At 73.8% G+C, this 18,172-nt stretch carries 17 protein-coding genes; 10 read left to right on the forward strand and 7 right to left on the reverse strand.

What is annotated here, in order from left to right:
* Nucleotides 1–10: 10 nt before the first annotated feature.
* From IH44_RS0127240 to IH44_RS0127270, 7 genes are all read left to right on the forward strand, one after another.
* On the forward strand, nucleotides 11–985 hold the full coding sequence (locus IH44_RS0127240; RefSeq protein WP_157852481.1) for a hypothetical protein: 975 nt from the start codon (nucleotides 11–13) through the stop codon (nucleotides 983–985).
* Nucleotides 986–1,056: 71 nt separating this feature from the next.
* The gene (locus IH44_RS0127245) at nucleotides 1,057–1,563 is read left to right on the forward strand and encodes a GNAT family N-acetyltransferase (RefSeq protein WP_030462386.1); all 507 of its coding nucleotides are present in this window, start codon (nucleotides 1,057–1,059) and stop codon (nucleotides 1,561–1,563) included.
* A 107-nt stretch (nucleotides 1,564–1,670) separates the two neighbouring features.
* Nucleotides 1,671–2,321 (forward strand): TetR family transcriptional regulator, encoded by a 651-nt coding sequence (locus IH44_RS0127250; RefSeq protein WP_035956546.1) that lies wholly within the window; start codon nucleotides 1,671–1,673, stop codon nucleotides 2,319–2,321.
* A 65-nt stretch (nucleotides 2,322–2,386) separates the two neighbouring features.
* A complete protein-coding gene (locus IH44_RS0127255; RefSeq protein WP_030462388.1) occupies nucleotides 2,387–3,214 on the forward strand; it encodes an ATP-grasp domain-containing protein in 828 nt (275 codons plus the stop codon).
* A gap of 126 nt (nucleotides 3,215–3,340) precedes the next feature.
* Nucleotides 3,341–3,745, forward strand: coding sequence for a RidA family protein (locus IH44_RS0127260; protein ID WP_030462389.1), 405 nt, complete (start codon nucleotides 3,341–3,343; stop codon nucleotides 3,743–3,745).
* Nucleotides 3,746–3,952: 207 nt separating this feature from the next.
* Nucleotides 3,953–5,191 (forward strand): cytochrome P450, encoded by a 1,239-nt coding sequence (locus IH44_RS0127265; protein WP_030462390.1) that lies wholly within the window; start codon nucleotides 3,953–3,955, stop codon nucleotides 5,189–5,191.
* The gene (locus IH44_RS0127270) at nucleotides 5,188–5,424 is read left to right on the forward strand and encodes a ferredoxin (protein ID WP_030462391.1); all 237 of its coding nucleotides are present in this window, start codon (nucleotides 5,188–5,190) and stop codon (nucleotides 5,422–5,424) included. The genes IH44_RS0127265 and IH44_RS0127270 overlap by 4 nt, the downstream gene beginning before the upstream one ends.
* A gap of 19 nt (nucleotides 5,425–5,443) precedes the next feature.
* Here IH44_RS0127270 and IH44_RS0127275 read toward each other — a convergent pair whose 3' ends face one another.
* Nucleotides 5,444–6,028, reverse strand: coding sequence for a hypothetical protein (locus IH44_RS0127275; RefSeq protein WP_030462392.1), 585 nt, complete (start codon nucleotides 6,026–6,028; stop codon nucleotides 5,444–5,446).
* Nucleotides 6,029–6,098: 70 nt separating this feature from the next.
* On the opposite strand from IH44_RS0127275, the gene IH44_RS0127280 reads away from it, so the two are divergent.
* Nucleotides 6,099–6,647, forward strand: a complete 549-nt coding sequence (locus IH44_RS0127280; RefSeq protein ID WP_030462393.1) for a hypothetical protein — start codon at nucleotides 6,099–6,101, stop codon at nucleotides 6,645–6,647.
* A gap of 266 nt (nucleotides 6,648–6,913) precedes the next feature.
* On the opposite strand, the gene IH44_RS0127290 is transcribed toward IH44_RS0127280, so the two are convergent.
* Nucleotides 6,914–7,438: an N-acetyltransferase gene (locus tag IH44_RS0127290; RefSeq protein ID WP_051817375.1), complete on the reverse strand. Its 525-nt coding sequence runs from the start codon at nucleotides 7,436–7,438 to the stop codon at nucleotides 6,914–6,916.
* A gap of 73 nt (nucleotides 7,439–7,511) precedes the next feature.
* On the reverse strand, nucleotides 7,512–8,504 hold the full coding sequence (locus IH44_RS0127295; RefSeq protein ID WP_030462395.1) for an aldo/keto reductase: 993 nt from the start codon (nucleotides 8,502–8,504) through the stop codon (nucleotides 7,512–7,514).
* A gap of 121 nt (nucleotides 8,505–8,625) precedes the next feature.
* Here IH44_RS0127295 and IH44_RS0127300 point away from each other — a divergent pair, with 121 nt between their 5' ends.
* Nucleotides 8,626–9,228 (forward strand): TetR/AcrR family transcriptional regulator, encoded by a 603-nt coding sequence (locus IH44_RS0127300; protein ID WP_030462396.1) that lies wholly within the window; start codon nucleotides 8,626–8,628, stop codon nucleotides 9,226–9,228.
* Between the two features lie 132 nt (nucleotides 9,229–9,360).
* Here the strand turns inward: IH44_RS0127300 and IH44_RS0127305 are convergent, their stop codons facing one another.
* The 4 genes from IH44_RS0127305 to IH44_RS49800 form a co-directional block, all read right to left on the reverse strand.
* Nucleotides 9,361–10,410: a LacI family DNA-binding transcriptional regulator gene (locus tag IH44_RS0127305; protein WP_030462397.1), complete on the reverse strand. Its 1,050-nt coding sequence runs from the start codon at nucleotides 10,408–10,410 to the stop codon at nucleotides 9,361–9,363.
* A 179-nt stretch (nucleotides 10,411–10,589) separates the two neighbouring features.
* On the reverse strand, nucleotides 10,590–11,177 hold the full coding sequence (locus IH44_RS0127310) for a hypothetical protein (RefSeq protein WP_051817376.1): 588 nt from the start codon (nucleotides 11,175–11,177) through the stop codon (nucleotides 10,590–10,592).
* Nucleotides 11,178–11,443: 266 nt separating this feature from the next.
* Complete coding sequence (locus IH44_RS0127315; RefSeq protein WP_030462399.1) at nucleotides 11,444–12,847, reverse strand: DUF1996 domain-containing protein; 1,404 nt, start codon at nucleotides 12,845–12,847, stop codon at nucleotides 11,444–11,446.
* A 142-nt stretch (nucleotides 12,848–12,989) separates the two neighbouring features.
* On the reverse strand, nucleotides 12,990–16,454 hold the full coding sequence (locus IH44_RS49800; RefSeq protein WP_051817377.1) for a discoidin domain-containing protein: 3,465 nt from the start codon (nucleotides 16,452–16,454) through the stop codon (nucleotides 12,990–12,992).
* A gap of 313 nt (nucleotides 16,455–16,767) precedes the next feature.
* Here IH44_RS49800 and IH44_RS0127325 point away from each other — a divergent pair, with 313 nt between their 5' ends.
* Complete coding sequence (locus tag IH44_RS0127325; RefSeq protein WP_030462401.1) at nucleotides 16,768–18,084, forward strand: extracellular solute-binding protein; 1,317 nt, start codon at nucleotides 16,768–16,770, stop codon at nucleotides 18,082–18,084.
* The last annotated feature ends 88 nt before the right edge of the window (nucleotides 18,085–18,172 follow it).

An 18,172-nucleotide genomic window follows, 5' to 3' on the forward strand; every position in this document is an offset into this window, starting at 1 on the left:
GAGATTGACGATGGTTTCGGAAGACGGAGCCGTGTCGGCCACCGCGGGGGCGGCCGAGGCGGAGAACGTCGAAGCGGAGAGCGTCGGGACGGGAACGGGCATGGCGGGGAGGGGAGTTGACGACGCGGTCGGCGGGAGCGGGCCGTCGTTCGAGAAGGCAACCGCACCGACCACACCGCCCGCGCCGCCCGCACCGACCGCGCCGGTGGGCCCGCCACCGCCGTCCGGGCTGCCGGGCACTCCCCCGCCACCGCCTGCCGCGCCGCCCGCCGCTCCGCCCGCCGCGCCGGGGATGCCGTCCGTCCCGCCGCTGGTGCCCGGTCAGCCGCCGTTGCCCGGCGGGGTGCCGTTGGCCCCGGTCGCGGCCGCTGCGGCCGCCGCGGCGGTGGCGCAGGAGCGGAAGCGCCGTCAGGTCCTGCTGGGTGTGGGCGGGGTGCTGCTGGTGGGTGCGGTGGTCGCGCTGGGGGTGGGCGTGTTCGGCGGTGACGGCGGTGGCGGTGTTCCGAGGCTGCCCGGTTCGGTGGAGGGGGTCGGGTTGCGGGCGAGTTCGGAGCGGAACGACTTCCCCAAGTGGGAGGAGACCAGCTCCGGCATGGTGGCGATGGGCGCCTCGGAGCCGCAGGCCGCCGCGTACGGTTCGGTGCCGGGGGACGATGCGGGCACCTCGTTCGGCGGGGACCGCAACGAGGCCCGGTGGACCGTCGTGCTGGCGAAGTCCAGTCCTGCCTTCGAGCGCAAGATGGTCTCGCTGATCGAGACGGGCTCCTCCGACGACCGGCCGCCGCGCCTGGTGAAGTCCTCGCTGCCCGGATCGCTGTACTGCGACTCCTACAAGGAGGACGCCTCCCCGGAGGACCGGGCCACCGACACCCTCACCTGCCTGTGGGCGGACGACCAGTACCTGATCGTGGTGGAGGGCGTGGGCGTCGAGGAGCAGCTGGTGCCCGCGGTCGTGGAGCGCATCCACCGCGGCAACGAGCACTGACCCCGCCGCTCCCCGCCGCGGCCCCGTCCCCGGGGTCTGTGGCGGGGAGCGTGGTCGCGCACAATGGGGTGATGCGCGTACGTGAGGTCCGGGTCGAGGAACTGCCGCTGCTCCAGGAGATCGAGCGGGCGGCCGGTCGCTGCTTCGACGAGGTCGGGATGGGGGAGATCGCCGCGGACGAGCCGTTCTCCGTCGAGGAGTTGGCGCCGTTCGTGCGGGCGGGGCTGGCTCTGGTGGCGGTGGACGGGACCGACCGGCCGGTCGCGTACCTGGTCGCGGAGCGGATCGACGGCGCGCTGCACGTCGAGCAGGTCTCGGTGCATCCCGCGCACGCCCGCCGGGGGGTGGGACGCGGCCTGTTGGAGCACCTGGCCGCGCTGGCCGTGGCGGAGGGCGTTCCGGCGCTGACCCTCACCACCTTCGCCGAGGTGCCGTGGAACGCCCCGTACTACGCCCGGTGCGGTTTCCGGCCGGTGCCCGAGGACGCGCTCGGGCCGGGACTGCGCGCGGTCCGGGCCCGCGAGGCGGCGCACGGGCTGGACCGGTGGCCGCGCCTGGTGATGCGCCGCGAGCTCTGACCGGTCCGTAAACCCCGAGCTCTGGCCGGCCCCGGCGCCGCACCGTGCGCGCGAAGGCGGCGGGGTCGCGTTCCGAACCGTCCGGTTCGGTCGGGTACCGTGGGGGCATGACACCCCCGTCCGGAGCCGACTCGACCCGCGACCGGATCGTCGCCGCGGCCACCGCCGAGTTCGCCCGGCACGGGATCGCGGGTGCCCGGGTGGAGCGGATCGCCAAGGCCGCCCGCACCAGCAAGGAGCGCCTGTACGCGTACTTCCGCAGCAAGGAGGAGCTCTACGCGACGGTCGCCGCAGTCGAGTTGACGGCCGTCGCCGAGGCCACCCGGCTCGACCCGACCGACCTGCCCGCGTACGCCGGGCGCCTGCACGACTACTTCTCCGCGCACCCGGACCGGCTGCGCCTGATGTCCTGGGGCCGCCTCGAACTGGCCCCCGGGGACGGGCCCGCGCCGGACGGCGACCCGGTCGGCGCGACCGTCCACCACAAGACCGAGCAGCTGCGCCTGGCCCAGCGCGCGGGCCACCTCGACCCGTCCTGGGACCCGCTGGACGTCCTGGTCCTGCTCAACCAGCTGGCGACGTCCTGGGCCGGGCAGTCCGAACTCCTCCCCGCCGACGAGGAGCAGCGCACCGCCTTCCTGGCCGCCCGCCGCGCCACCGTCGTCACCGCCGTCCAACGCCTCTTCCCGGCCTCCCCCGCCTCGCACCCCTCCCCGGCCTCGTCCGCCTCGCCCGCCCGGCGGACCCCGCAGGACTGAGCCCGGGGCCCGGCCCGGCGAAATCCCGTGGCCGGGGCGGCCGCCCGCGCGGCATGATCGCGGACATGTCCACCACCGACGCCACCCTGCTGCTCGCCCCGCGGATCAACGAGACCGGCCTCCAGCTGCGCACCGCCGCCGGGCGGCGCGGGCTGCGGGCGCACACGGCGGCGTCCTGGCGGGCCCCGCAGGGGCTGGCGGGAACGCGGGTGCACCTGTACGGCGGGCCGCTGTTCGCCGACGCGGTCGGGCGGGAGCTGGGGCTGGCCCCGCTGGAGCCGTCCGACGGCTGGCTGGCCGCGCTGCCGCGCGAACTGACGCTCCGCCGGGTCGAGTTGACGACGCTCGCCGAGGCGCGCCGACTTCCCGGCCCGGCCTTCGTGAAGGCGCCCGCGGACAAGCACTTCACCGCCCGGGTGTACCCGGACGGCAGCGCCCTGCCCGGGCCCGAACTGCTGGACGGCGCAACGCCGGTGCTGGTCAGCGAGGTGGTCCGGTTCGACACCGAGTTCCGCCTGTTCGTGCTGGACGGCACGGTGCGCGCCGCGTCCCGCTACGCCCGGGGCGGTGAACTCTCGTTCGCCGCACCGGAGTCGGACGCTCCGGAGTCGGACGGCCATAAGTCGGACGCCCCGGAGCTGCTGGCCTTCGCCGCCGACGTGCTGGCCGCCGCGACCGGTCCGGCCGCCCTGCCGAGCGCCGCCGTGGTCGACCTCGGCCGCACCCCGCACGGCTGGGCCGTGGTCGAGGCCAACGCGGCCTGGGCCAGCGGCGGTTACGCCTGCGACCCGGACGCCGTCCTGGACGTCGTCCTGCGCGCTGCCGGTCCCCTCCCCGAACTCCCGTCCACCGACCGCCCGTTCCTGCGCCCCCTGCCCGAGGTCGTCCGCTGAACTCCCGCCCGGGACCGCCCGGAACCGCCCGGAGTCGTCCGTGCCGCCCGGGCCGTCCGTGCCGCCCGGAGCCGTCCGGGGAAACTGCGGTGCGTCCGGCGGGTGGGATGGGTGAGGATGGCGGCCATGAGTACTTCTCACCTCACGCACATCGCCGAGCCGCCGGGTGTCGCACCGGGTACGGGTTACACCCAGGTGGTCATCGGGACGGGGCGGTTGGTTCAGGTTTCCGGGCAGGTGGCGTTCGACGAGCGGGGGGAGCTGGTCGGGGCGGGCGATCCGGAGGCGCAGGCCCGGCAGGTGTTCGAGAACCTGCGGCGCTGCCTGGCGGCGGCGGGGGCCGGGTTCTCGGACGTCGTGAAGTTCACCGTGTTCGTCACGGACGTGGCGTACCTGCCCGCGATCCGCAAGGTGCGGGACGAGCACGTGGACACGGCGCGGCCGCCGGCGAGTTCGGCGGTGCAGGTCGCGGCGCTGTTCCGGCCGGAGGTGCTGATCGAGATCGAGGCGCTGGCGGTCGTCGCGGGCTGAGTCGTCCCGGACGGTGGTGCGGGGCGCGGCCGTGGCTGCGGACCGCGCCAACGTCCGTGCTTCGAACGCCAGTTGGAGGGAGTCCACGTCCCGCCGGTGGCTGGTTTGCGTCCTACTCGCGGAGCGGTCGGCCGCATACGGTCGGGGGCGAGGGGTCGCCGGCCGGCGGCCTCCTCGGCCCGTGCAGGTCTCTCGCCAGGAGGACGGATGACCACCGACGCGACTCCCGAAGCCCCCGACGCGCCGCCGCTGGTGCCGCTGCACTGCCTGCTGCGGGCGGAGGCCGGGCCGCCCCGGCAGGCCGCGCTGCCGACCGGGACGCCGGTGTGGGTGCTGACCCGGCACGCGGACGTCCGACAGGCGCTCGCCCACCCGGACCTGGGGCGGGCCTCGCTGTACGCGCCGGACGCGCCGCCGACCGTGCTGACGCCGAACATCCTGGACGACCCGTCCTCGATCCTGAACAGCGACGGGCCGGAGCACCAGGCGATCCGCCGCACCGTCCAGCGCGCCTTCACGCCGCGGGCGATCGAGCGCTGGCGGCCCTGGGTGGACGGGGTGGTGCGGGAGCTGGTCGACGAGCTGGCCGCGTCGGGGTCGCCCGCCGAGGTGGTCGGGGCGCTCACCAAGCCGCTGCCGGTGCGGGTGATCAGCCGGCTGATGGAGCTGGAGGGCCTGGACACCGAGCGGCTCGGCTACTGGAGCGACCACGCGCTGTCCACGACGGCGTACAGCGCCGAGGAGATCCGGACGGCGATCGCGGAGTTCGGCGCGTTCGGGTACCGGCTGGTGCAGGAGCGGCGCAAGAACCCGGGCGAGGACCTGGTCAGTTCGCTGGTGCTGGCCGCCGACCGGACCGGCGGCATGACGGAGGAGCAGATCACCTCGCTCACCATCGGGCTGGTGATCGCCGGGCACGAGACCACCATGACCAGTTTCGGCAACGCCCTGGTCTACCTGCTCGACCCGGAACGAGCCGCACAGGCCGGGCAGCCGGAGTCCGCCGGGGCCTGGCAGCGGATCGGCGCGGACCCGGCCGCGGCCGCCGCCGCGACCGAGCAGATCCTGCGCACCGTCCCGCTCGGCGACCGCACCACCGCTCCCGGGCAGTTGCGCCGGGCGACGGCGGACCTGGAGATCGGCGGGGTGACCATCCCGGCGGGGGCGATCGTCGCCGCCGACACCACCGCGGCCAACGCCGACCCGCAGGTCTACCCGCCGGGCCCGCTCGACCTGTTCGCCCCGCTCGGCACCCCGTCGCTGACCTTCGGGGCCGGGCCGCACCACTGCCTGGGCGCCTGGCTGGCCCGGATGGAACTCGAACTGGGCCTGCACCACCTGGCCCGCGCCCTGCCGGAACTGCGGCTGGCCACCCCGGTCGACCGGATCGAGTGGCGCACCGGCCTGCTCACCCGCAGCCCGCTGCGCCTGGAGGTGGCCTGGTGAGCGACGCCCGGCAACTGGTCGTGACGGTCGACCGGGGCCGCTGCATCGGCAGCGGCCTGTGCGCCCGCACCGCCCCCACCGACCTCGCCCTCGGCCCGGACGGCCGCGCCGCCCCCGTCCGGCCCGCCTCCGCGGGCTCCGAGGAACTGACCGAGGCCGCCGAGATGTGCCCGGTCGAGGCGATCGCCGTCCGCGACGCCGCCACCGGGGACCTGGTCGCCCCGCTCTGGTGACCACCTCCGGCCGGGCCGTTCACCCGAAGACCCGGCGGACCTCCAGGACGGTGGCCGTCGCGACGACGGGTTGGCCCTCGTGCATGGTGATCCGCCGGCCGGGGCGCAGGTCGCGCCAGTAGGCGGGGGTGAGGGGCCCGAGGCGGACGGTGGCGCGTTCGCCGGGGCCCAGGGTGGCGGTGTGTTCCGCCCAGAGCCTGGCGATGGCGAGGTTCGGCCCGCCGTCGGGGGCGCGCAGGCCGATGTCCCACAGCGGGCGCATGACGCCCGCCCCGCCGAAGGGTGTCGTGCGCGGGCCCTCCCCGAGCGGCGGCAGGGCGAGTTCGGCGCGGATCACGAGGTCGTCGCGGGCCTCGCAGTACCGCCAGTGGCACCAGGCGGCACTGTGGGCGAGGTGGAGCTGCTGGGCGGCGGCCGCGAGCTCGGCCCAACGCTCCGGCGGGATCGGCGGGTTGGTGCCGGGCTCCTCCAGCAGCGTGAGGACGGTCTCCCACCCGTCGTGGGCCAGCAGGTCCCAGACGTCCAGGACGGTGGGGTCGTTCGGGTCGGCAGCGGCGCCGGGGGCGAGCAGCCCGGCGCCCTCCAGCAGTTCGAGGACGTCCATGCCCGCGATTGTGGCCCGGGGCCGGGCGGCGGGGGCCGGCGGGGTGCCGGACAGGGCCTAACCTGGGCGGATGACGTTGGGGATCGACCACGAGGGCAGGCCGTACCCGGAGGCGCTGGCCGCCGTGCTGGCGGAGCAGTTCGAGTACGGGGAGGACGGCGGGATCGACCTGGAGGCGTTCGGGGCGTTCCTGTCGGCCGGGGAGACCACGCGCTGGCTGCGGGCGTGGACGGGGAACCCGGAGGTGACGGGTGGGATGTTCCGGGTGTTCGCCATGGACGGCACCGGCGGGTACGCGGCGTTCTGGCTGGTCGAGCCGGGGGGCGAGCTGGTCGGGCAGCCGGTGGTGTTCCTGGGGTCGGAGGGCGAGACGGGGGTGGTGGCCCGGGACTTGGGCGAGTTCCTGTGGCTGCTCGCGGACGGTGTGGGCCCGGCCGAGGCGGTGGACGGGTCGCGGCGCGGCCCGCGGACGCTGCGCGAGCCGCGCCTGCGGGCGGCCGCCGAGCGGTTCGCCCCGGGGCGGGGCCGTCCGGCGCCGGAGCTGCTGGAGCTGGCACGGCGCCGGTACCCGGATTTCGAGGCCGTGGTGGAGGCGCTCTGCCCGCCTCACCCGGGGTGATGCCCGACCCCGCGTCCTCCCCGCCGAACAGCAGGTGGCGCCGGAGTCCTGACTGGGCGTCACTGCCGGTGCCGGTCCGGCGGATCGGCGTTCGATCAGGGCGGGTTCGGAGAGGACGGTGGCGGGGTGGGGGCGGTCGGGGCGATCACCGTCCGCGCCACCGCCACCAGGACCCCGGCCGCCCCGGTCCGGTGACCGGCCGGGTGCCGGGCGCCGGGCGCCGGGAGCCGGGCGCCGGTGTCCGCTTCAAACCGCTGCACAGGTCCTCAGGCGGACCCCGACTCCAGCTCCGGCCCCGGCCCCGGCCCCGGCCCCGGCTCCGGGGTGAGGGTCAGTTCGCCGACCCGTTCGCGGCCGCTGGTCTCGCCGGTGGGGCGGAAGCCAAGGCGCAGGTAGAAGCGTTCGGGGCCGTCTTCGCCGGGGTGCCAGGTGGTGGTCAGGCGGGTGCCGCCGCGGCGGCGGATCTCGGTGGCCACCGCCTCGACCGCGAAGCGGCCGTAGCCGCGGCCCTGTTCGCCGGCTGCGATGTTGAGCCGCCACAGGCCCGAGCGGATGTCGGTGCCGCTGCCGTCGCCCTTGAAGTCGATGTCGAAGAAGGCCATCAGGAAGCCGACCGGCCGCTCGCCGTCCAGGATCAGCCGGGGCCAGGCCACTCCGGGGTGGACGTACGCCTCGGCGAGGGACTTGACCACCGGGTCCACCAGGTGGGCCTGGTCCGGGCGGACCTCGATGCCGAGTGCGGTGTCGAGGTTGGCGGTGGTGACCGCTTCCAGCCGGAGTGTGCTTGTCATACCGAAACCGTAATCGGCGGATCAACCGGTTTACCGTGCCCCCGGCTGCCTGGGCGGTGACGGGCCTGACGGGTCACCAGGCGTACGCCTCGGGGGCGGGCTTGGCGCCGTTGGGGCCGGGGGCCGGGAAGATCCGGTCGAGGGCGGCGAGGGTGTCGGCGTCGAGGGTGGTGTCCAGGGCGCGCAGGGTGTGGTCGAGCTGTTCGACGGTGCGCGGTCCGACGATCGGGCCGGTGACGCCGGGCCGGGTGAGCAGCCAGGCCAGGCCGACGTGGGCCGGGTCGGCGCCGGTCTCGGCGCACAGCCGCTCGTACGCCTCGACGGCGCCGCGCTGCCCGTCGAAGTCGGCGGCCCAGATGCCCGAGCCGCTGCGGACGGCGTTGCCTTCGCGCTGCTTGCGCAGGACGCCGCTGAGCATGCCGCCGTGCAGCGGCGAGTACGGGATCACGCCGACGCCGTAGTGCTGTGCGGCGGGGAGCACTTCCAGTTCGGCCCAGCGGGACATCAGGTTGTAGATCGACTGCTCGGCGACCAGGCCGAGGAAGTGCCGTTCGCGAGCGGCCTCCTGGGCCTGGGCGAGGTGCCAGCCGGCGAAGTTGGAGGAGCCGAAGTACAGCACCTTGCCCTGCTGGCGCAGCACGGAGAACGCTTCCCAGATCTCTTCCCAGGGCGTGTTCCGGTCGACGTGGTGCATCTGGTACAGGTCGATCCGGTCCGTCTGCAACCGCTTCAGCGAGGCGTCGACGGCGCGCCGGATGTGCAGCGCGGACAGCCCGCCCTCGTTGGGCCCGGAGCCGGTCGGGAGGTAGACCTTGGTGGCCAGCACGGTCCGTTCCCGGCGTTCCGGGTCGCCCGCGAACCAGCGTCCGATGATCTCCTCGGTGGACGTCTCGCCCGGCTGGGTGCCGTAGGCGTTCGCGGTGTCGAAGAAGTTGATGCCGTGTTCGTGCGCGCGGTCCATGAGGGCGTGGCTGTCCTGCTCGGAGGTCCGCGAGCCGAAGTTCATGGTGCCGAGGACGAGCCGGGAGACCGAGAGGCCGCTGCGGCCGAGACGGGTGTACTCCATGTGCTCCAACCTTCCGGGAGGGGACGCCAGTTGCATCAACCAGGACGCAGTGAAGCTACAACTTGCAACACGAGTGATGCAAGTAGTCGGCGAACCGGGACTCCGGCGTATGCTTTCCGGCATGACCACGCAGCGGCAGTCGCCCCCCACCGGAAACCGGCCGCTGCGCGCGGACGCCGAACGGACCGTGACGGCCATCCTGGAGGCCGCCGAACGCACCCTCGGCGCCGACCCGGCGGCCACCATGGAGCAGATCGCCGAGGCCGCGGGCGTCGCCCGCACCACCGTGCACCGGCGCTTCGCCACCCGCGAGGCGCTCATCGACGCCCTGGCCACCTGGGCCACCCGGCGCTTCGCCGCCGCGGTGGAGGCCGCCCACCCCGACACCGCCCCGCCCCTGGTCGCGCTCTACCGGACGACCGCCAACGTCCTGGGCATCAAGGCCAGTTGGGGCTTCGCCATGAGTCGGGCCTCCGCCGTCAACCCGGAGGTCGCCCGGATCCACGCCGAGGTGCGTACCACCTGCGAACGGCTCTTCCTCCGCGCCCGGGACGCCGGCGTCCTACGCCCCGACACCGACATCGCCTGGACCCGCCGGGTCTACTACGCCCTCATCCACGAGGCCGCCCAGCACCCCGACGAACACGACCCCGACACCCTCGCCACCCTGGTCGTCGACACCCTCCTGCGCGGCGCCGGCACCCCCCACCCCGACCGCCTCTGACCCACCCAGCCCCACCGCCGCCCACGGGTGCCGGTCAAGCGGATCAGCGTTCAACCAGGGCGGGTTCGAAACCGTCGCCCCCTCCCGCCCAGCGCCGACCCACCCAGCCCCACCGCCACCCACGGATGCCGGTCAGGCGGACTGGCGCTCGATCAGGGTGGGCTCGAAGAGGACGGTGGTGGCCGCGCGGGTGGGGCGGGCGAGGTGGTCGAGGAGGACGCGGGTCATTTCGGCGGCCATCTCCTCGACCGGCTGGCGGACGGTGGTGAGGTGGGGGCGGCCGGCCGTGGCGGCGGAGGAGTCGTCGAAGCCGATCATGGCGATGTCCTCGGGGACGCGGCGCCGATGGTCGGCCAGGACGGCGAGGGCGCCCTGGGCCATCAGGTCGTTGGCGGCGAAGACGCCGTCCAGGTCGGGGTAGCGGCGCAGCAGCGAGGTCATCGCGCGTTCGCCGTCCTCCCGGGTGAAGTCGCCTTCGACGTGCGGGAGTTGGTGGATGCCGTGGTCCGCCATGGCCTCCCGGAAGCCGGAGAGGCGGTCGCGGGCGGCGCGGACGCCGAGCGGGCCGGAGATGGCGGCGACGCGCAGCCGGCCGCGGGCGGCGAGGTGGTCGGCGGCGATCCGGCCGCCCTCGCGGTTGTCGAGGTCGACGCAGGAGAGCGAGAGCGGCGTCGGGGGGCGGCCGAACAGGACGGTGGGGATGCCGGCGGCGAGGAGTTGGGCGGGCAGCGGGTCGCGGCTGTGGGTGGAGACCACCATGGCGCCGTCGGCGTTGCCCTGCCGGAGGTAGGTGAGCGCCTTGTCGCGGGCTTCGGCGCTGTCGGCGAGCATCAGGACGGGGTGCAGGTCGAGCGGGCGCAGGCCGGTGAAGACGCCGCTGACGACGCGTCCGAAGAACGGGTCGGCGAAGATCTCGCCGCCGACGTGGTGGTCGGGGGTCTCGGGGGCGTCGCTGCCGGAGATCACCAGGGCGAGGGCGCCGGTGCGGCGGGTGACCAGGGAGCGGGCGGCGCTGTTGGGGACGTAGCCGGTACGGGCGATGGCCTGGCGGACGGCTTCCTGGATGGCGGGGTCGACGTTCCGGACGCCGTTGATGACGCGGGAGACGGTGGCCCGGGAGACGCCCGCGACCCGCGCCACGTCCTCCAGGGTGGTGGCGCGCTTGAGGGCTTCGCTGCTCATGGGGCCCTTTATAGCACGCTCGGAGAGCGCTCTCCCAGTGCGCTCCGGGCCGTGCTCCGGGCCGTGCTCCGGAGCTGGGCCCGGACCGTGCTCCGGTCCCTGCCCCGGGACGCGGCCCACCGTCCGGCCGGCCGCACCCCCGAGGGCGCGTCCGGTCGGCAGCGGGCGGCGGCGTCCGGTCAGGAACTGTGCTCCTGCCAGCAGATCATGACGGTGGTGGCGGTCATCACGGCGACGTCGGCCCGGCTGCGCGGCGGGGTGCCGAAGGTCTCGGGCAGCTTGGCTACGTCGACGGTGAGCACGAAGCTGTCCTTGCGGACCACGGTGGTGCCGTCGGCGCGCTTGTAGGCGGCCTCGCCGAGGCCGTTCAGGTCGGTGACGGTCCCGGCGCTGCCGCGCAGACCGTCGTACTGGGCGAGGGCGGTGGCGGCGTCGGGGAGTTCCTTGACGGAGAGCGTCATGCTGCCGTCCGGGTAGTGGTACGCGCAGCTGTAGACGCGCTTCTCCCAGGTGGGGGCGAGAGGTTGGGTGATGTCGGTGCCGAGGGCGCCGGCGAGTTCCTGCCGGAAGTAGGGGTTGCAGATCATCGAGGTGGCGTCGGAGGGCCGGTCGGACGCACCGGACGAGGGCGCCGCGGTGGCCGGGCTCGCGGCCGTGCTCGCAGGTGGGGGCGCTGCGGCAGGGGTCACCGCGGACCCGCAGCCGGTGGCGGCGAGCAGGGTCAGCAGTGGCAGCAGGAGCAGCGCGGCGGTGCGGCGAAGCCTCATCGGTGGTCCTCCGTGGGGGTGGGGGCTCGGGCCGGCCCCGCCGCCGGATGTGGGGTCCGTGGCGGCGGGGCCGGTGTCCGCGGTGGGTGCTGCGGCTCAGGGGGCTTGGACCGACCGGCACATGGAGGGCGGCGTCGCGGGCCGATGGCTGTCGCCCGGACGGCTTCTCCTCGGTCGCCGTGGCTCCGCCACGGCTCCCTCGTCGGCACCGCCCGGACTCGGCCCTCACCCCGCTCCTTCACCCACCCTCCATGTGCCGGTCGGTCTTACGGCAGAAGGTACTGCTCGTTGAGCGCCGCGCCCCTACCGGGCTGGGTCTCGTCGTAGCCGCGGGCGTTGCACTGGAGGCCGCCGACGATGCAGTGGTCGACCAGTGCGGCCAGGGTGGGCGCGTCCCAGGCGTTGAAGAAGTCGTAGTGGAAGGAGAAGCCCCGTCCGCTGGAGAGGTGGAGCTGGGCGAGGTCGTTCAGGTTGGCCGGGAAGGCCATCTTGAACTCGATCATCGGCAGCGCGACCGGGTGGTCGGCGGGGCAGACGCCGTCGATGGGGTAGGCCATGTGGCTCTTGTGGTCGGGGGTGTCCAGGTACAGGCCGTTCCAGCAACTGGGGGCCTGGAAGCGGATGTTGAGCTGGCCGCCGCCGGGGCACTCGGTGGGCAGGTCGGAGGTGTGGTAGCTGTTGCCGCACTCCCAGCCGGCCACGTACCCGGGGTGGGTGGTGAAGTCGGTGGCGCTGTCGGTGGGGCTGGCGACGACGAACCGCAGGCCGGCCGGGAAGGGGCGGACGGCGGTGTAGTCGTTGATGCCGCTCTTGTAGTAGATGGTCTGCAGGCCGACCGGGTCGACGGCGGTGCTGCCGTCGTACATGGTGGGCATCCAGTAGCCGGACTTGTCGCCGGGGGCGAGGCAGCTGGTGGTGCTGGCCTGCAGGGATTCCAGGGTGGAGTCGGCGTTGGTGTTGAGGGCCCCCATGAAGGTGTGCATGTGGGAGGCGCCGGGCTTGCCCGGGAAGACGATCGGGTCGTCGGGCAGGTCGTGGGTGGCGGTGCAGTTGGCCTGGAACTCGTGGAAGTAGGCGTGCGCCGGGTTGCCGGTGGCCGGGGTGGCGCCGGTGACCTGGGGGTTGGCCAGGACGTAGCCGGAGCCGCCGCCGGACGCGGCGACCTGCCCGTAGACCTTGAACTCCTCCAGCGAGTACCCGTACTGGGTGCCGCGCTTGGTGAGGTTGAGCCGGACGTAGCGTCCGCTGCCGGCCAGGTCGATCTGCTCGGTGCCGCCGGTGCCGTTGGCCTGGGTGTAGACGGTGTTCCAGGTGGTGGCGTCGTTGCTGGTCTGCAGCTGGTAGCCGCTGGCGTACGCGGCCTCCCAGTCCAGTTCGACGTGGCTGACGCTGGCGGTGCCGCCCAGGTCGATCTGGACCCACTGCGGGTCGCTCCAGGCGCTGGCCCAGCGGGTGGCGAGGTTGTTGTCGGCGACGGCCGCGGCGGGGAAGCTCGCGCTCTCCACGGACGAGGCGGTGACCGGCTTGGACTGGCTGATCAGCGGGTCGGCCGCGGCGGCCGCCTGCTGGGCGAGGACGCCGCCGGTGAGGGCGCCGGCCGCGAGGATCGCGGCGACGGCGCCGGCGAGCGCGGTGCGGTGGGGCGCGCCGCGCGAGGTGCGGTGTTTCATCGGACCTCCGGAAGAGGAAGGGTGGGTGGGGGACCCGGTGCCGCGCGGCGCTCCCAGCCGCGCGGCACCGGGGGTCTGTGGGGGGGCGGGGGCGTCCGGTCCGGTGGCACGGGCCGGACGTCCCCGGTTCACTGGCGGCGGGTCAGGCGTAGACGCCGAACTCGTACATCGAGTAGCCGTAGGCGGTGCCGCGCTGGGTCATGTTGACCCGGACGTAGCGGCCGCTGCCGTTGACGTCGATGTCGTCGATGCCGCCGGTGCCGTTGGCCTGGGTGTAGACGGTCGTCCAGTTGGTGCCGTCGGCGGAGGTCTGGATCTGGTACGCCTTGCCGTACGCGGACTCCCAGCCGAGCTGCACGTGCTTGAACGAGGTGGTCTGGCCCAGGTCGACCTGGAGCCACTGCGGGTCGGCCCACTCGCTGGCCCACCGGGTGGACCAGTTGCCGTCGGTGGTGTTGGACGGCGGGTAGGGGGCGCCGTTGCCGGTGGCCTGGTAGGTCGAGGCGGTGGTCGGCTTGCCCTTGGCGACGTTGGTGCCGCTGGGGACGGGGGCGACGGTGCGGAAGGACTTGGACTCGATGCCGACGTTGCCGTGGCCGTCGTAGGCGTAGACGTAGACCTTCCAGACGCCCAGGGTCTTGGGCGCGGTGGCGGTGAACTGGCCGTCGCCGGTCTGGGTGAAGCGGACCTGGCCGAAGCCGGTGCCGCCGTCCACGTACTTGGAGCTGTAGTACAGCTGGTAGCGGACCAGGTCGCCGTCGGGGTCGGTGGCGGGCGCGCTGACGGTGAAGGTGCCGCCGGCCGGGACGTCGGCGGTCCGGCTCAGCGTGACGTTCGGCATCACCGGCGGGGTGTTGCCGGACTTCGCGCTGCCGCCGTAGGACGTGGCGACGGAGTAGTAGGCGGGCTGCTTCCAGCCGCCGGGGATCAGGTTGAACCAGGTGCCGCCGAAGTCGTTCTCGGTGCCGTAGTTGAAGATGGTGGCGCCGAGCGCGACGCCGGTGTGGCCGGAGATGCAGTTCCAGGCGCTGGTGTAGCCGTCGCGCTTCTGGGTGTCGGTGGGCTGGGTCGGGACGCCGTTGGCGTCGTTCGGGACCTCCCACTCGCCGGCGTCGCCGGTCTCGGTGACGATGTACGGCTTGGTGTAGCCGCCGTTGATCCAGTCCTGCTTGACGTTGCAGACCGCGCCGTAGGAGTTGACGGCCAGCAGGTCGAGGCTGGGGGTGTACTGCTTGTAGTACGTCCAGGCGCCGGTGTAGGCGTCGGTGGAGGTGACCGGGTGGTCGGGGTCGATGGCGTGGATCGCCTGGGCGACCTGCTCGACGAACTGGGCGTAGGCGACGCGCTCCTGTTCCACGGTGGCGCCGGTGTAGGCGTGGTCCTGGGTGGTGAGGATGACCTCGTTGCCGACGTCCCACATCAGGGTGCCGGGGTGGTCCTTGTAGGTGGTCACCCACTGCTTGATGGAGTCGAGGGTGCTGTTCTTGTAGGCGGTGTCGTTGACGTAGTCGGCGCCCTGGTTGAGCCAGAAGCCGTTGACCACCTTGATGCCGTACGCGGCGGCGGCGTCCAGCAGCGGCTTGCTGCTCGCGTCGGTGCCCCAGGTGCGGACGGTGTTGACGCCCAGCGCCTTGAGGTCGCGCATGTGCGCGTCGGCGGTGGACTGGGCCGGGCCCCAGGTGACGCCCTTGAGCTGGTAGGGCTGCCCGTTGACGCTCAGGCTCCAACTGCCCTGTCCGCCGGTCACCTTGACGGTGTTCTTGCCGGTGGGGACGGGCGGGTCGGTGAGCGGGGCGGGGGCGGTGCCGGTGGTGGTGGCGACCCGGACGGCGCCGATGGACAGCGCGCCGCCGGAGGTGGTGGTGGCGGCGGGCGTGGTGCAGCCGCAGACGCTGTCGGGGAAGGAGCCGCCGATGCCGAGGTTGAACACCAGCTTGAAGCCGTGGTCGACGGCGTTCTTCCAGTCGGTGGTGCCGACCTGGGACTCGTTGACCTGCCAGATCTGCCGGCCGTCGAGGTACCAGCGGATCTGCTCGTCGCTGGTGGTGCGGTCGATGACCTGGCTGTAGGTGTGGTAGTCGCTCTGGCAGCCGGGGCAGGAGGCGAGTCCGCTGGTCATGCCGTTGTACTCGTTGCAGTTGCCGCCGGGGGCGGTGCCGCAGTGCAGGGTCGCGGAGGTCTGGCTGCGGCCGTTGACGTCCTCCAGGATGTCGCTCTCGCCGGTGCCGGGCCAGCCGCCGCTGCGGTCGTTCGCGCCGATGGCGCGGAAGGACGGCCAGTAGCCGGTGGCGTCGGCGACGCCGGGCTGCTTGATCTGCGCGGAGATCAGCAGCTGTCCGCCGGCGGGGGCGGCGAAGTCGGTGCGCTTGCTCTCCACCCGGCCGGAGGTCCAGGCGCCGCCGCCGTCGCGCACCGCGGTCAGGTTGAGGTGGTGGTTGCCGTCGAGGGCGACGTTGGCGGGGTCGGCGGTGTCGGTCTGGACCTCGCCGGTGCCCCAGTTGGCGGCGCCGCCGGGCTCCGAAGTGCCGGTGCGGACCGTCCAGTTGTCGGCGGACGGGGCGCTGCCGCCGCTGCCCGCGAAGTCGTCGCCGAACACGGTGGTCCAGTCGCCGGGCGGGGTGGTGCCGGTGGGGGTCGGCGTCGGGCTGGGGCTCGTGGAGGCCCCGCCGCCGGTGAACACCTTGAACTCCCAGACGGAGTAGCCGTACCCGGTGGCCCGGGCGGTGCCGTACAGGCGGACGTAGCGGGCGGTGCCGGAGACGGCCTGGGTCTCGGTGCCGCCGGCGCCGGTGGTGGTGCTGTACGCGTCGGTCCAGGTGCTGCCGTCGGTGGACAGCTGGATCCGGTACGCCTTGGCGTAGGCGCTCTCCCAGACCACGGCGGTGCCGCAGACGCTCTGCGCGGAGCCGAGGTCGACCTGCAGCCACTGCGGGTCGGCGGCGGCGCTGGACCAGCGGGTGCCGGTGTCGCCGTCGACGGCGTTGGACGCGGGGGTGCCGTAGTTCTCGGTGGACGAGGCGGTCGCGGCCTTGCCCTGGGCGGCGTTGGCGGTGCCGCAGCCCTGGGGGGCGCCGCCGGCGGCCCCGTAGACCTGGAACTCCCAGAGCGAGTAGCCGTACCCGGTGGCCCGGGCGGTGCCGTACATCCGCACGTAGCGGGCGGTTCCGGTGACCGGGACGGTCTCGGTGCCGCCGGCGCCGTTGGCGGTGGTGTACGCGGTGGTCCAGGTGCTGCCGTCGGTGGACAGCTGGATCTGGTAGCCCTTCGCGTACGCCGCCTCCCACTGCAGGGTGACGGAGCTGAGCGCGGCGGGCGCGCCGAGGTCGACCTGCAGCCACTGCGGGTCGGCGGCGGCGGAGGACCAGCGGGTGCCGGTGTCGCCGTCGACGGCGTTGGACGCGGGGGTGCCGTAGTTCTCGGTGGACGAGGCGGTCGCGGTCTTGCCCTGGGAGAGCAGGACGGGCGCGGCCTGGGCCCGGGTGGCGGGCAGCAGCAGGACCAGGGCGGCGACCAGGGCGGCGGCGAGGGCCGCCGCCAGGGTGCGGGTCGGGGGTGCGGAGGCGGTCGGCCGCACGGGCCGGGGCGTGCGCAGGGGCGGGGCGGGCATGGGGGCTCCCGATCGGGTGGGGTGGGGGCGGCACCGTCGAGGGCCGGTGCCCGGATCAGGGAGAGCGCTCTCTCACTACGCCAGTGATGGTTGCCCCGTTGTTTCATCCGTGTCAAGGGCGGCGACCGGTGGTTCGCTGGCGAAACTTCGCCAAACCCCATCCATGGCAGCGATGTTCTGCGGTCCAACCTCTTGACGGGATGCGGGTGGAGCGGCCAAGCTCCGGTTGCCGCCCCGGGAGAGCGCTCTCCCATCGAGTGTTCCCGGGGCTCCCCCAGCGATGCCCTGCCACCCCTCTGCGAGGAGCCGTCCCATGCCCGTCCCCCTGCCCCGCACCGGCCCCAGAGGCCGCCTGCTCGCCACCTCCGCGCTGCTGGTGCTGGCCCTGGCCGCGACCACCTCCTGCTCCAGCTCCGGCTCCGGCGGCGGCGCTTCCGCGGACGAGGACCCCAACGCCAAGATCACCCTGACGGTGAACCTGTTCTCCGACTTCGGCTACGCGGACCTGTACAAGGAGTACGAGCAGGCCCACCCGAACGTCACCATCAAGGAGAACCGCGCCGACATGGGCGCGCACCACCAGAACCTGCACGCCCACCTGCTGGCCGGCTCCGGCACCGCCGACATCGAGGCGATCGAGATCGGGCAGGTCGCGGGCTTCCAGCCGGAGGCCGGGAAGTTCCTCAACTTCCTGGACAACGGCGTCAGCAAGGACCAGTGGGTGCCGTCCAAGACCGCGCCCGCCTCCAGCCCGGACGGCAAGGTGCTGTTCGGCCTGGGCACCGACATGGGCGGCATGGCGCTGTGCTACCGAACCGACCTGTTCAAGGCGGCCGGCCTGCCCACCGACCGCGAGCAGGTCGCCGCGCTGATGAAGGACTGGCCGTCCTACCTGGCCGCCGGCAAGCAGTTCCTGGCCGCCAGCCCGAACAAGGACGTCCGCTGGTTCGACAGCGGCGGCAACCTGTTCACCTCGATCCTGGCCCAGGCCCCGCAGGGCGTCTACGACGCCGACGGCAAGGTCGTGGTCACCTCCAACCCGGCCGTCAAGCAGTCCTTCGACCTGGTGGCCGGCGCCATCAAGGACGGCGAGTCGGCGGGCATCCAGGCGTTCACCCCCGCCTGGGACACCGGCTTCCAGAAGAGCCAGTTCGCCACCGTGGCCTGCCCGGCCTGGATGAGCTACGAGTTCAAGGCCAACCCGCCCGCCGACGGCGGCAAGTGGGACATCGCCCGGATCCCCGGCGGCGGCGGCAACTGGGGCGGCTCCTACCTGAGCGTCCCGAAGGCCGGCAAGCACACCAAGGCCGCCGCCGAACTCGCCAAGTGGCTCACCGCCCCCGCGCAGGAGGCCCGGCTGTTCAAGGAGAAGGGCTACTTCCCCTCCGACCAGGCCCTGTGGACCCAGCCCGACATCGCCGAGCACACCGACCCGCTGTTCAACGACGCGCCCACCGGAAAGATCTTCTCCCAGTCGGCCCGCGACCTGAGCCCGCAGCCGCTCGGCGCGCACGGCGCCGAGATCGGCACCGCCATCGGCAACGCGCTGACCTCGATCGAGCAGGGCAAGGCCGACCCGGACGGCGCCTGGAAGCAGGCCCTCAAGGACGTCGACAACATCGTCAACTGAGGCCCTGCTCCCCGAGACCCGCGGTGCCGGTGCGGACCTGACGCCGCACCGGCACCGCGCCACCCGCCTGCCCCGGGCCCCCGCCTGC

Origin of the sequence: Kitasatospora sp. NRRL B-11411 (genome assembly GCF_000721345.1) — a bacterium.
Lineage (GTDB): Bacteria > Actinomycetota > Actinomycetes > Streptomycetales > Streptomycetaceae > Kitasatospora > Kitasatospora cineracea.

Coding starts and splice junctions, on each gene's coding strand:
- IH44_RS0127240 (WP_157852481.1), top strand. CDS start 11: ATGGTTTCGGAAGACGGAGCCGTGTCGGCCACCGCGGGGGCGGCCGAG.
- IH44_RS0127245 (WP_030462386.1), top strand. CDS start 1,057: ATGCGCGTACGTGAGGTCCGGGTCGAGGAACTGCCGCTGCTCCAGGAG.
- IH44_RS0127250 (WP_035956546.1), top strand. CDS start 1,671: ATGACACCCCCGTCCGGAGCCGACTCGACCCGCGACCGGATCGTCGCC.
- IH44_RS0127255 (WP_030462388.1), top strand. CDS start 2,387: ATGTCCACCACCGACGCCACCCTGCTGCTCGCCCCGCGGATCAACGAG.
- IH44_RS0127260 (WP_030462389.1), top strand. CDS start 3,341: ATGAGTACTTCTCACCTCACGCACATCGCCGAGCCGCCGGGTGTCGCA.
- IH44_RS0127265 (WP_030462390.1), top strand. CDS start 3,953: ATGACCACCGACGCGACTCCCGAAGCCCCCGACGCGCCGCCGCTGGTG.
- IH44_RS0127275 (WP_030462392.1), bottom strand. CDS start 6,028: ATGGACGTCCTCGAACTGCTGGAGGGCGCCGGGCTGCTCGCCCCCGGC.
- IH44_RS0127280 (WP_030462393.1), top strand. CDS start 6,099: ATGACGTTGGGGATCGACCACGAGGGCAGGCCGTACCCGGAGGCGCTG.
- IH44_RS0127290 (WP_051817375.1), bottom strand. CDS start 7,438: ATGACAAGCACACTCCGGCTGGAAGCGGTCACCACCGCCAACCTCGAC.
- IH44_RS0127295 (WP_030462395.1), bottom strand. CDS start 8,504: ATGGAGTACACCCGTCTCGGCCGCAGCGGCCTCTCGGTCTCCCGGCTC.
- IH44_RS0127300 (WP_030462396.1), top strand. CDS start 8,626: ATGACCACGCAGCGGCAGTCGCCCCCCACCGGAAACCGGCCGCTGCGC.
- IH44_RS0127305 (WP_030462397.1), bottom strand. CDS start 10,410: ATGAGCAGCGAAGCCCTCAAGCGCGCCACCACCCTGGAGGACGTGGCG.
- IH44_RS0127310 (WP_051817376.1), bottom strand. CDS start 11,177: ATGAGGCTTCGCCGCACCGCCGCGCTGCTCCTGCTGCCACTGCTGACC.
- IH44_RS0127315 (WP_030462399.1), bottom strand. CDS start 12,847: ATGAAACACCGCACCTCGCGCGGCGCGCCCCACCGCACCGCGCTCGCC.
- IH44_RS49800 (WP_051817377.1), bottom strand. CDS start 16,454: ATGCCCGCCCCGCCCCTGCGCACGCCCCGGCCCGTGCGGCCGACCGCC.
- IH44_RS0127325 (WP_030462401.1), top strand. CDS start 16,768: ATGCCCGTCCCCCTGCCCCGCACCGGCCCCAGAGGCCGCCTGCTCGCC.